Origin of the sequence: Micromonospora sp. NPDC047793 (genome assembly GCF_040642635.1) — a bacterium.
In the GTDB taxonomy this organism is placed as follows: domain Bacteria; phylum Actinomycetota; class Actinomycetes; order Mycobacteriales; family Micromonosporaceae; genus Micromonospora.
This window is the reverse complement of the sequence record NZ_JBEYSG010000033.1, coordinates 1-13,320: the sequence shown is the minus strand read 5'-3', so window position 1 is coordinate 13,320 and position 13,320 is coordinate 1. Positions and strand designations below refer to the sequence as shown.

The 13,320-nt window shown below is 69.5% G+C and carries 7 protein-coding genes; 3 read left to right on the top strand and 4 right to left on the bottom strand.

Features of this window, described 5'->3' with window-relative positions; translation table 11 throughout:
* Window positions 1-1,743 (top strand): bacterial transcriptional activator domain-containing protein (locus ABZ738_RS32310; RefSeq protein ID WP_357219661.1); only part of this gene is annotated, 1,743 nt, incomplete at its 5' end.
* A gap of 141 nt (window positions 1,744-1,884) precedes the next feature.
* Here ABZ738_RS32310 and ABZ738_RS32305 read toward each other — a convergent pair.
* A complete protein-coding gene (locus ABZ738_RS32305) occupies window positions 1,885-3,084 on the bottom strand; it encodes an IS110 family transposase (protein ID WP_357219664.1) in 1,200 nt (399 codons plus the stop codon).
* Window positions 3,085-3,554: 470 nt separating this feature from the next.
* Between ABZ738_RS32305 and ABZ738_RS32300 the strand changes: the two genes are divergently transcribed.
* Window positions 3,555-6,629 (top strand): BTAD domain-containing putative transcriptional regulator, encoded by a 3,075-nt coding sequence (locus ABZ738_RS32300; RefSeq protein WP_357219658.1) that lies wholly within the window; start codon window positions 3,555-3,557, stop codon window positions 6,627-6,629.
* A 197-nt stretch (window positions 6,630-6,826) separates the two neighbouring features.
* A complete protein-coding gene (locus ABZ738_RS32295) occupies window positions 6,827-8,098 on the top strand; it encodes a hypothetical protein (RefSeq protein WP_357219655.1) in 1,272 nt (423 codons plus the stop codon).
* 294 nt (window positions 8,099-8,392) lie between these two features.
* Here the strand turns inward: ABZ738_RS32295 and ABZ738_RS32290 are convergent, their stop codons facing one another.
* From ABZ738_RS32290 to ABZ738_RS32280, 3 genes are all read right to left on the bottom strand, one after another.
* Window positions 8,393-8,785: a hypothetical protein gene (locus ABZ738_RS32290; RefSeq protein ID WP_357219652.1), complete on the bottom strand. Its 393-nt coding sequence runs from the start codon at window positions 8,783-8,785 to the stop codon at window positions 8,393-8,395.
* Between the two features lie 545 nt (window positions 8,786-9,330).
* Window positions 9,331-11,388: a hypothetical protein gene (locus ABZ738_RS32285; RefSeq protein ID WP_357219649.1), complete on the bottom strand. Its 2,058-nt coding sequence runs from the start codon at window positions 11,386-11,388 to the stop codon at window positions 9,331-9,333.
* A gap of 34 nt (window positions 11,389-11,422) precedes the next feature.
* On the bottom strand, window positions 11,423-13,162 hold the full coding sequence (locus ABZ738_RS32280; protein ID WP_357219646.1) for a hypothetical protein: 1,740 nt from the start codon (window positions 13,160-13,162) through the stop codon (window positions 11,423-11,425).
* Window positions 13,163-13,320 lie beyond the last annotated feature (158 nt).

Sequence of the window (13,320 nt, the reverse complement as noted above, 5' to 3'; positions counted from 1 at the left end):
GCGGTCGTGCTGGCGTGGCTGCTGTGGGCGTTCGTCGCCTACATCATCACCGTCCGCGTCGCGGTGCGGATGTGGGCGGGCGTGCGGTGGCTGCGTCGCCTGCCGTTACCCACTCCGTGGCAGGCCACCGCGACCGGGATCGCCGGCGCCGCCGCGCTCACCATCCCCACCCCCGCCACACCCGCCGTCGGCGTCGACGCGATGCCACCGACAGGAAACACCGGTCTGCCCACACCGGTCGAGGGTGAGCGGGCCGGGCTTGATGGCGGTGTCGCTGTGGCCGGTGGATGGCTGCCCCGCGAGGTCGCCGACCAGGTGACGGTCGCGGTCGGGCTGATGTGGCTACGCCGCCGCCGCGACTACCGCCCCACCAGCTCACGCCCGGCCGGCGGCGGGGATGCCCTGACACCGCTGCCGGTCAACGTGGCGGCCATCACCGCAGCCACCGCAGGCCGTCCCCCACCCGCCTCGGCAGGGGCGCCACCGGCGGGGTTGCCGTCCGCAGGAGTGGGGTTGGTCGGACCAGGTGCGTCGCACGCCGTGCGGGGCCTCCTGGTCAGCGTCCTCCTCACCGCGATGCGACAGACGGACGCGCAGGTAGTGATCACCCGCAGCGCGGGCCGGATACTGCTCGGGCCCGCGGCCGAGCGGCTACGGCCCGGGGCAGGGCTCATGATCGTCGACACCATCACGCACGCCGCCCTGGCGGTCACATCGCCGCCGGCGGTGTCAGCGAAGGGAACGGATGGGCGACGGGCGCCTGCGGTGCTGATCCTCGACGCTCCCCCTACGGATACGGTCGTCACAGGCGCGGCCGTCCCGGTCGTGTTGGGGCCGTGGCCGGAAGCGGCGGTCTGGCACGTCGACGCCGACGGCCGCACGGCCGACGACACGGCGGGACATCGGATGTGTGTGCTCGACGAGGTGGCCACCGCGGATCTGCTCACCGTCACCGGCCACCTCGACCCACCGGCCCCAGACACCTCCGCCGCACCTGCGCCGACGACGCGGATACCTCGCCAGGCCGGCCCACGACGCGGCAATTCTTCTGACCTGCGGTTGCGGGTGCTGGGTGAGCCGGACCTGCTGGTCGAGGGCTCGCCGGTGGCTTTGCGACGGTCTGCGGCGTGGCAGGCGCTGGTCTTCCTCGCCGTTCACGCCGACGGAGCCGACAGTCATCTCATGGCCGAGGCTCTCTGGCCGGGACTACCCGCGCACCGACTGACCGGACGCCTCTACACGACGCTCAGCGAACTCCGCACCGCCGCCCGCACCACCACCGGCGCAACGATCATCGACCGCAGCGGAGACCGTTACCGACTCCACCCGACGAACGTCGACGTCGACCTGTGGCACCTCCACACCACCGCCGACCACGCGGCAGCCACCCTCACCGACACCGCAGCCGCCTGGCAGGCAGTCATCACCGCCTACACCGGCGACCTCGCCACCGGACACACATGGCCCTGGCTCGAACCACACCGGATAGCCGCCCGACGCAGAGCGCTCGACGCCTACGCCGCCCTCGCCGACACCGCACCCGACCCCCACACAGCACTCGCCCATCTACAAGGCGGGATCCGTGTCGACCCGTACAACGCCGACCTCCACCAGCAGGCCGCGCGCCTTCTCACCGACCTTGGTGAGCAGGCTGCCGCAGTCGTGCTGACCGACCGGTACAGACGGCGTCTCACCGCCGCCGGTCTCAGCCTCGACGGCCCGCTCGTGCCCGACGGCACCTAATCCGCTGAATCCGTCCCGTCCCCGCACCTTGCCGTTCCGCGCGGCTCCGGGGCCGGCCGTACTCGATCGGCCGGCCCGCGCCGAGAAGAGCAAGGTGGGCGGCCGGCGGCGTGGCACGGGGGGGTGTCCCTATGGGTTTGGTCAAGCCGCGATCGGCGTGGCTGGGCGGGGTTGGTAGGGGATCTTGTCGCGGAGCATGGCGAACAAGACGTCGCAGCGGCGGCGGGCCAGGCAGATGAGGGCAGCGTTGTGGCGTTTGCCCTCGGCTCTCTTGCGGTCGTAGTAAGCCCTGCTGGTGGGGTCGGCGAGGGCGGCGAACGCGGCGAGGAAGAGTGCGCGTTTGAGGTGTTTGTTGCCGCCTCGGGGTGGGTGTTCGCCGCAGATGCTGCTGCCGGAGCGTCGGGTCACCGGGGCGAGTCCGGCGTAGGCGGCGAGGTGGCCGGGGGTGGCGAAGGCGGTGCCGTCGCCGACTTCGAGCAGGATGCGGGCGGCGGTCCTGACGCCGATGCCGGGCATCGAGGTCAGGGCCTCGGCGAGAGGGTGCGCATCAAGCATCCTTTCCACCTCGCCGGCGACCTGGTCACGTTGGCGCAGGACGTCTCGCAGGCTGTCAGCGAGGCGGGGCAGGATCGTCTCCGCCGCTGTCGTGCCGGGGACGGTGACGGTCTGCTCGTCCAGCGCGGTCATGATCTGGGCGACGAGGCGTTCGCCCATGCGGGGTGCGTGGACGGCGGCGATCGACAAGAGTTTGCGGCGGCCGGCCTTGCGCAGCCCGACCGGACCGCCGCACCGGGACAGCAGCTCCAGCACAGCCTTGTGGTGGACTTTCGGGCCGAGGACGCGTTCCAGAGCGGGGTGGATCTGGGTGAGCAGTCCCCGGATGCGGTTGGACACGCGGGTGGCTTCGCCGGCGAGGTCGTCGTCGAAGCCGACCAGGACCTCCAGCTCAGCCAAGGCCTCGTCGCCGACGTCGACCCGCCGCAACGTGTGCGGCAGAGTGCGGGCCGCGTCAGCGATGACGTAGGCGTCGCGGGCGTCGGTCTTCGCCGCACCGGGGTGCAGGTCAGCGATCCGCCGCATCGCCAGGCCGGGCAGGTAGGCCACCTGATGCCCGCACGCCCGAGCCACCGCGACCGGCAAGGCACCGATCGAGGCCGGCTGGTCGACCACCACCAGAACCGCACCGTGACGGGCGAGCTTGTCGAACAGCTGCCGCAGCCGCGCCTCGGTGTTCGGCAATGCCGCGTCGTGCAGCCGCCTGCCGTCAGGAGCCAACCCCACCGCGTGGTGATCACCCTTGCCGACGTCCAAGCCGAGGTAGACGCCGTATCCGTCGTGCACCACACCCGCCTCCACGCATCGCTCCGTGGCCCCGGCCGCTGGTCTGGGCGTCGGACTGCCGGCAGCCACGTTACGAAGAGACCAACCCACAAAGCGGGCGGCCGTGTCCCTATCAGCGGTCCACCGACGCCACCCGACCCGGCGACAACACCCCCCGGATCATGCAAACGACAGGGGCAGGAAGTCATACCGGGCCGAGCGACCGAGGGTCCCCGACCGGGGACGATCAAAAAGGTAACGGGGGGGGAACTGCGGCCTGTTGCCAGCAACCGCGACGCCTCTCGACGGTGGAGCCTTCGTGACAACGACCCTTTCGGCAGTGCGGGGCTGACCTGCGGTTGTGAGGTTGTGAAAGGCGGTGTGAGGTCTTGTCAGCCTCGCATCGGTCTCCACCGCCCATCTTTCTCCTACGTTCGGTGCCACGACCGCATCGGTCGCCACGAATGCAGGACGCGGGGGAAGAGGGCAGCGTGAAAGCATCGTTCCCGACAGCGGGCATCGCAGCGTTCGTGCTCGCGGCGGCGCCACTCGTGCTGATCTACCTGGCCGACTGGCCGACGCCCACGATGCCGTCCAACAGTCAGTTACGCGCGTGGCTGCACCAGCCCCTGACCACCGGGTTCCTCACCACGCTGCTGCAGGCCAGCGGGTGGCTGCTCTGGGCCATGTTCGCCACCACCGTCGCCGGCCGCGTCCACCGGCGTGTCTCGGCTCGACTGCGATGGCGGATCGCGCTGCGCATGCCGGCACCGATGCAGGGTCTCGCGGCAGCGTTGCTGGGCGCCACCGCGGTAACCTCCACCGCGCTGCCCGCCGCCGCGCACGCCACCTCCACGGCCGACACATCGTCTGACAACACACCGCGCGAGGACGCCCCCGCGCATCGGCCCGCCGCCGACCGGCCCGCGCCGGACCGCACCGACGCGGACCGGTCGGCCCCGGTAGACCTCGGTTCCGCCGCAAGCGACAGCGACCGCGTCCCGCGGCCCGTCGCTGGCCACAGTACGGCCGTCTCCGCCGACGCATCCCGCACGGCGAGCAGACCGTCAACGACACGGCGGGCGGACCACCCCGTCGACAGGGCCACGTCCGTCTACACCTGCGTGGTGCGCGACGGCGACACCCTGTCGGCGATCGCGAAGCGGTGGCTCGGCGACCCCGATCGCTGGCCCGAGATCTGGGCGCTCAACCGCGGCACCCACTTCGCCACCGTGGGAGGCACGTTCACCAATCCTGACCTGATCTACCCGGGCTGGACCCTGGCCCTACCCGCCGACACGGCCCCGCCAGGCACGGCCAGCCCTGCCCCCACAGGCCCGTCTGAGCCCGACACACCCCGCACAGAGCAACCGCCCTCGCCGGTCGAACCGACCGGCGAGCCGACCACCGGCGAGGGCAGCGACACACCGCCCAGCCCCACCACCACCGCCGCACCGTCGACCGTGGCCGGCGCCCCGAGCAGCCACGCCACCCGTACGCCACCGCCGGCCAACAGTTCGCCGGCTGAACCGTCCCGCCCCGATGGCATCACGTTGGGGAGCGGGAGTTGGCTGGACCTCGGTCTCGCCGCCGCGGTCGCGGCAGCCGCCAGCCTGGTCTGGGCGTGGCGTCGGCGCTGCTACCAGCCGCGACCGCCCGGCCCGCACAGCCGATCCGGCGATCCCGACCTCACGCCGATGCCCGCGACCGTCACACGCGTGCGACACGCCCTACGCCGGCCGGCCACCGACAACGCCCACGGCCTGGACATCCTTGACGACGTCGAATCCGGGCAGGCAGCCTACGACAATGATCGGGCCGCGACCGACGACGACACGGCCGAGCACGCGCACGTCGACTGCCCCGAAGCGGCCGACCAGCCGCAGCCGCACGCCGCGCCCGTGGTTCCCGCGCAGAATCACCCATTGCGCGACGTGTGGCCTCCCGCCGGGCTCGGGCTGACCGGACCCGGCGCGGACGCGGCCGGGCGTGGATTCCTCACCGCCGCCCTCACCCGCGGGGTGAAGACCCCCCACACCGGCGGCCGGGTCGTCATCCCCGCGCCAACCGCAGCTGCCCTGTTGGGCACCGCCACGGCCCTTCCCGAGACTGGCCTTCTCACCGTCACCGCCGGCCTCGACGACGCCCTGAATGTCCTCGAGACGCAGACCCTGCACCGTAGCCGTCTGGTGTACCAGCAAGAGGTCGACACCATCGCCGATCTGCGTCACAGCGCCCGCCACGAGGAACCGCCACCCCCCATCCTCTTCATCACCCACGCGTCAGCCCGCCACGAACGCGCCCGGATCGCCGCACTCCTGGCCCAAGGTCAACGCCTCGACATTCACGGCGTCCTTCTCGGCGCCTGGCCTGACGGTGACACCGTCGTCGTCGCCACCGACGGCACCACCTGCCGGCCCGACGGACAGACCCGCCACGGCGTTCATCCCGCCGATGTCGGCCGGCTGGCCGTGCTCACCAGGGAGGAGACGATCGACCTGATCACCACACTCGCCGAGGCGCACACCGGCGAGCGCCCCACGCCGACACCAGACGGACCCGCCACCGCGACGACCACACCGTGCCCGCAGCCGCCACCGGATGCCATCCTCGACGCCGACAACCGCGCACCGCACGGTCTCACCGACGCCCCGATGCCCACCGCCGGCGAGGTGCCGCCGACGCCGACGGATGATCCCGCCCCCGCCTCCGACATCACCGTCCCGCCGGCCACGACGGACAGCCGTGACCGTTGCGAAGACGGGTCCGGAAGCGACGAGCCACAGCCGCAGGAGCGCGTCGCGGTGCGGGTCCTGGGCGACGCGCGCATCGTCGACATGGACACCACCGTGCCGCTGCGCGCCAAGTCCCTCGAACTGCTCGTCTATCTCGTCGTGCACGACGGCGACGCGGCCCAGGACAACATCCTCGATGACCTGCTCCCCGACGCTCCCGCGGCGAAGGCCCCACACCGCCTGCACACCTATGTGTCCGCGCTACGCAAGACCCTCGCCCGCACCGGCGGACCCGCCAGCTACGTCACCCACCCGTCCCGCCGCTACACCCTCCACCGGGAGGCGTTCGACACGGACCTGTGGCGTATGCGCGACGCGCTGCGCGACGCCGAGCGGGCCACCACCGACGCCGACCGGACCGCCGCACTGCGCCGCGCCGTCGACGCCTACGGTGGCGCGCTCGCCGACGGCTTCGACTACGAGTGGATCGAGGTCCACCGCGAAGGCATCCGCCGCCAAGCCCTCGACGCCCACCTCGCCCTCGCCGCCACGACCGCCGACCCCGCCGAAGCCCTCACGGTGCTGGACACCGCGATGCGCCACGATCCATACGCCGAGCCCCTCTACCGGCAGGCGATGCGCGCCCACGCCGCACTGGGACACCTCGACGAGATCCGCGCCCTGCGTCGGACCCTCACCCGGCGGCTCGACGAGATCGACGCCGAGCCCAGCGAGGACACCATCGACCTCGCCGACCGGCTCATCGCCAGCCTGCAACAGCGCCGGCCAGCCGGGCAACCGCAACCCCGTGACGGCGGACGACGCGCATGACACTCCACCCACCGGGATACGAGACGACCCGCGGCAGTCGTCCCGATCAGCCCGCGCCCGGCCGTGACAACGTGCAAGCGGCGAACGCCGGCCACAACGGCGCCGCGTGGACGTCCAGAGCCACCATCCCTGGCAGCAATATCCCACCGGACAGCGACCGCGAGGTGGGCGCGACGAGTCGTCGCGCCACGTCTCCCATGACCCGCGACGCGCTCGACGCCGACCTGGTCAGAGCCGTCCGGCACGCGGCATGGATGCGCCAGGCGTTCTACGTCCTGGTGCTGCTGGTCGCCCTCGTCGGCCAGGTCACCGGCGCCGTCCAGACGCTGGGCGTCCCGGTGCTCGTCGCGGTCCCGGCCGTCGCGGCCCTCGAACTCGGCGGCGTGGTCGTGATGGCCAACGCCGACGTGCGACGCCGGCTCGGCGAGCAGGCGATCGCCTCCCGCCTGCTCTCGGCTGCCATCGCCGCCGGCGCCGTGGCCTTCAACTGGGCCGCCCACCCCGACCACCTGGTCGGCGGCTTCTTCTCGGGCATGTCCGCCCTCGGGTACCTCGTCTGGTTGATGCACACCGGCAACCAGCGCCGCGACCGGCTGCGCCTCACCGGAGGGCTGCCACCCACACCGCCCGCATACGAGGTGTTCGGGCACTGGATCCGCCACCCCGTCATCACCTCCCGGGCACGGTCCATCGCCAAGGCCGACAGCCTCGACCTGTACGAGTCACTGAAGGCGGCCCACGCCGCGACCGCCCGCCAACGCCGCGACGCCGCGATCGCCAAAGTGCTACACCGCAAAATCAAAACCGCAGTCGACCCGACCACCGCCGACATCGCCGTGCGGGTGTACGACCTGGACGAGATCGCGGCGCGCCTCGCGGCCGCCGCCGACTACAACGGGCTGACCATGCTCCTCGCCGCAGACCTCGCCCCGGAGCGGATCATCACGGCACACAGCTCCGGCCGCCGCCGTCGCCGGTTCAGGCGAGATGGCCCCGCCGACGCGCTGCCCGCGCCCGAGCGCACCCCGTTTGCGGCAGCCGCGCCCAGCGCCGGCCAGCAGAAGCCACAGCCCGCCCAGAACGATGACGATCAGCAGCAGCCGGCCGAGAGCCACGACGCAGTCGCACACGTGCCACCGCTGGAAGGACCAGTCGTGGCGGACTCGGCAGGCGAGAGCGAGGACGGCACAGACGCTGCCGACGATGGCGACAACGACGAGATGGACGACGATCAGCACGCCGTCGGCGGCGAGGTCGACGACGACAGGGACTCGGAGGCGCCCAAGGGAACCGCGGAGGCAGTGGCCTACTGGTTGCGCAAAGAACCCAACCTGGACCCTGAACTGCTAGCAGAGAGGATCGGCAAGTCGCTGCGTTCGATCTACCGGTACCTGCCGCAGGACTACCCCCGGCGACCGGGGATCGCGAGGGCACGGACACGACGGCAGCCCGCAGGCCGGAGCAAGTGACGTCAACGGGCGCGACGACCAAGTGTCGGCGTACGGGTTCCAGTGCAGACTCGGGTACGCCAGACGTACACAAGGCTGGGTCGTCTGCCGCTTCGGCTGCAACCATAGTGCCCGAAGTCCGCTACTCACGCTGAGTTATCAGTCGAGTCGGTTCGGTGCCCGGATCGCGGCATCAGCAGGCACCTCGCCCCTTGGACGGATAATCGATGGCATCCGCGTCCCTCCGCGTCCCCATACGAGGGTTATGAGGTGTGTGCCGCCGACACATGGTTCACCGCTCACGATGGTGGGCGATCACCAGTCGCACCACTCGCCGGCCGCTTCATCGACGCCACGGCGCTCCAGCAACGCCTCGACGTCGATGCCTGCCTCGGCGAGTACTTCCTCGATGTACTCGCTCAACTCCTCTCGGGTGATGGTCTCGATGTGCTGGCCGAGATCCAGGTCGACGCCGTTGAGGGTGCGCACGACCCGTTCCACCGCAACCCACACGGCCTTGTCTGTCGGGGAGTCCAGACTTGCGATCTCCTGCTCGTACGCCTTCAGGGCCGCATCTACCGCGTCGACGAAAGCCGGCGGGAATGCCTTCAGCGCGTACGCCTCGTCCGGCGACAGCGTTCCTGCGGCGATCGCCGCCCCCTGCTCCGCCATCTCTCGCTGCCACCGATAGGTCAGCCGTTCGATCACGGCTACAGCGTAGGCGGTTCCGGAAGGGGTACGGACGCCTGAAGCCGTGCCGTGGTGATACTCAGGGCGGTTGGGCCGCTCCTCGACTTGCAGCAGACGCGGACGGAGCCCGGCAGAAGAGGGTGGCCACAGGGCCCAGCTACGGCTGGCGTACAAGTAGACGGTCACCGCGTCGGTGGGCATCAAGGTTGAACAGGACAGCTCGGCGCACCCTGGGGGCATCACTCTCCATGCAGCGCGGTACGCAGCAGTAAGCGGATGTCCCGATCGGCGCTGCCGGAATGAGCAACGTACAGATCCAACATTGATGTCCCCGAGTCCCGTCATCTGATGCTCGACTGGGCCGACAGCTACGGGTCGCCTCTAGCGAACACCCGCTGCCAGGAACTTCACTGGCTACTCCAGGGCCGGTGTGCGGTCAGCCTGTGTGATTCGCTGCACGGCGGCTGGGTGGATCACGTCAGCCGCTGGAACTGGCAGGGGCGGCCAGCGTTGATCGGGACTCCATCCGGCTGACGCGTCCCATCAAGCGGATTTGACCAAGCCTACGTGCGGGGCGGGGCGGGCGTGGCGTGTGGCGTGGGTCTGACCGGCAGCCTAGCGACGACAATGCAGCGGGCGTCTTCGTCCGGACTGCGCCGCACGTGCTCTACCCACACGTTGGCGAAGAGGTCAGGCGTGCCGGTGCTGTGGTTGGTGAGGTCGAGGACCAGCAGGATGCCGAGGGCGGCGTCAGTTTGGGTGTAGGCGCTGGCCTGGCCGACGTACCTGCGTAGGCCGTCTTTGCTGGCGTCGTCCTGTTCGCGTTTGCACTCCACGCTGAAGCTGGCGTGGGGGAAGTAGACGACGATGTCGGCTCGCCCTCCGCCTCGGTCAAAGACCTCGGCTCTGATCTGGTTGTAGAGAGGGCCTTGGTCGAGCCAGTCTTTGTAGTCTTGGTGCATTGGGCGTTCTTTCGCCGGGCGGCTGCCGGGGGTGGCGCGAAGGAAAGCTGTGCGGTCGCCGCCCATTTCACCTCCGATGTCGAAGCGACTGTCGAGGTAAAGCAGCGTCTGACGGAGGAGGATCTTGAACGGGCCCGCGATCTGTGGGATCGCCCAGTCCGGGGCGGTCGAGAGCTCGCTGAGGAGTTCCTGGAGCTTGCGTTCCACCTTGATGTTGCCGCTCGATGCTTGTGCTACTTCCTCGTTCCATAGCAGTATTTCCAGTTGATCTTGTATCTGTGGAGGTAGGTGGCGTAGTTGTTCATGCGCGTCGGTGACTCCCATCCGGTGCAAGACCGCCGTGAGGCGGGTAGGTGCTTTTCCCTGATCACCACCACCCGGGTCTCGGCTGGTGATGCCTGCGGCTGACCGGTCCAATACACGATGAACGGCCTGGTGAAGGCTGCGGGCTGCTTCGTTGTCTGTGAATGCCGGGTCGTGTTTGAGGGCATGGTCGAGCAGCGTGAGTCGGTGTGTGTCGCGGACGAACGCGGCTTCGATGGTGGGTTTGACGAGGGTTTCGACGGCGTGGAGTTGGCCGGGCGACTGGGTGTGCGCGATGAAGCTGCGGCCGGCCTGGTAGGCGTCGAGCAGCGCGGCGATGGCTTGGCTGGGGTGGCAGTACCAGGCCTCGTGTGCGGGTTGCGCGGCGGTGGTGAGCGTCTGCGCGAGTTGCAGCCAGGCGATCTCTGCCTGACCTCGTGCCCAGTTCCAGGGCGGAGAGTAGGTGCGGCCGAGCCAGGCGTGGCGCTGCGTGACGGCTGCTTGCAGGCGGTCGGCGGCCTCGCGAAGCGGGGTGGTATCGGATTGACGAAAGGCCATGATCGCATCGATGGCGGCGGCGTATGCCCGGGCGTCGTGGCGGTCTTCGTCGGCGGCCTCTACGGCGGCGAAGCCTTTGCGCGCGTCCATTAGGCTCGGCGCGATGGTCGCCTCGTCGGGAGCGTCGAGGGCGCGTCGGAGGTCGACCATGGCGAGTTCGAACCCGGCGTCGGGTTCAGCGTCAGCTACGGACAGGAGTCGTTGTAGGAGGGTGACGAGTGTGTCGTCGCCGAAGTGCTCGTGGGCGAGGCCGGCCACCCGGGGTAGTCGGATGCACAGCTCGACGGGGGCGGCGGCGATGCAGTCGGTCAGGTCGGTCAGCACTGTCAGGAGTTGGTACGGCTTACAGACGCCGGTCGTGCTGAGGTGCAGGACGGTTTCTAGGGCGGTTGCGCCGATCGATGCCTGCGCGGGGTCGACGCCGGGCTCGGCGGCGGCTTCGGCTTGGGCGAGGAGCGCCTTCTCGAGTGGCCGGCCGAGTCGCTGGGCGAGCTGTGGGTAGGTCAGCAAGCGAGCGGCGGCGCTGATGTAGGAAGAGTGCCGGTCGTGACCGGCGAAGCCCTCGACCACGGCCCTATCGATTCGGCGCCCGATATCGTCTCGGCCAGGTTCGGCATCATCGTTGCCGGCAAGATCGACCAGGTAGACGAACCAGGGGCTGGCCGCGAGTTCGTTCGCCGCGTCGGCGACGGCCGCCCGTCCACCTACATCGGCGGGGGTCGGCCCGGCAATCAGGGACGCCTCGTCAGCGTTCTCGGCCCAGGCCAGGAGGGCTGCGACGGCTGGCTGCGCCACCATCTGCCCACCTCCTCCGCCTAGCCAACCCTGTCCGCTAGAACAGGTGCTGCTGATCGGGCCCGACGATCAGACGTTCCCCCGGGAACACGTCCCACACCGCCTCATGCATCGTCGCGATGACGACTTGCAGACCCTCGTCCTGCCCCAGGGACCGGAGCTGTTCCAGGAGGATCTTCATATCTCCTTTGACGATCTCGACGTCCGCGGGGGAGTCAATGACCAACAGACCGGGATGGGAGTGGATGCCATGCTTGCGGCCAACGCGGATCAGGCTGACGATCACCGCGATACGCAGGCGCAACCGCTCTCCGGGGCTAAGTTTGGAGAACGAGGTTGGCTTGGTGTTGTCGGATTTCATCACGTTGACCCTGCCCGCGAGATCGAGCTTCACCGACCGCAGGTTCGTGACCCCCAGCTCACGAGCAAGCGTGACGATCTGGTGGTTCAGTTCAACGAAGAGATCCCGCGTTGTGGATGACGCGAGGTCCTTCAGGATCGCCGCAGCCGCAGCGAGGACTCGTTCGGCAGCATCATCGAGCGTCGGCGTCTGCCCGAGCTGCGACACGACGTCGAGCGCGCCCTTCAGTCGCTCGACGTGCGCTTCTGCGTCTCGCAACTCCGCAAGGTAGGCGGCCTGTCCTTGTTCTTGCTCAGCGGCTACGACCGCGTTCCCGGCTGCTGCCTGTGCCTCAGCGAGCTGACGTTCAAGGGCCGATACCGCGCTCTTCGCTGCCCGCTCCGCGTCTTGTGACGCGGCAAGCCGCTTCCGTAGCCCACTCAGCACCGCCTCGCGTTCGTCCTCGTTGACGCCCTCGACCTGCAACGGATTCGCACAGACCGCGCATCGGTGGTGACTGTCTTCCCGACTTCGCCGCTCGTCGCTGATGCTGGTCTCGCAGCGCGGGCAGGCGTGGGGATCCAGCGCGGCGAACAAGCTACGGGCAGCGGCCGACTCCGACGCGCGGCGCATGGAGCGCTCATCCTGGATGCGCGCTTGCCGGGCTTCTTCGGCAGTGGCCTTGGCGCGGCCCAGCCGGGTCTTGATCACCAGCAACGCCCGCGACGTGTCCTCCACTGCGGCGATCCGCGCCGGCAGGTCCGGCCGGGCCGCCCTTACCCGTTCCAGATTGCGCTGCGCCCTTGTCAGTTCCTCCTGTAACGGCTGCCAGCGCTGCTCGCGGGCGGCGGCGTCGGCCTTGGACCGGCGGATCACATGCCGGGTGCTCTGCCGGGAGTCCTTCGCGGAGATGTCTGCCGTCATCCAATCTGTCGTGAACGGCACGTCGAGGAAGACCTGCATCAACCGGGTCGGGAGCTGACCGATCGCGGTTCGACCGAACAAGATCGAGTCACTAGCGGACGCGAGCGCGATAACCGAGAAGTAGGCTGGCCAGCCATGCACCTGAACCGAGCCATCCCGCTCTCCGGCTTCATCCGGCGCCCCAGCATCACTACTAAACATCTGCAACGGACGTAACCCCAGCCGCTGCATCATGAAGCGACCCACCATCGCCGTGTAGGCATCCTGGCTCTCGACCGTCTCGACAACGCGCACGCCCGGACCACTCTGCGACTCGCCTTCAAGACCAGTGAGCTGGCCGATGACGTCGGCGGTCAGCAGGACCCCCTCGCACAGTCCGTGCTCGTTCTGCCGGATCCGGAAAGAGACCGGCACGCTCGAGACCTCCGCATCCACCCGGATGTAACGGAACCACCGCCGAGTATCCGTGCGTAGATAGAGCTCATCTTGATCGCCTCGCAACGCCCACGTCAACGCCCACATGATGCTGGACTTGCCGGCGGAGTTATTGCGGCTTGCGACCGCCCAGGCACCCGGCCCTAGGTCGTGTCTCCTGGATCATGGCTTGGGGCGGTCCGGTTTCGCGCGTAGCCAGATGAGGATGTCGGCGATCTGCACGGTGGCGCGGTAGC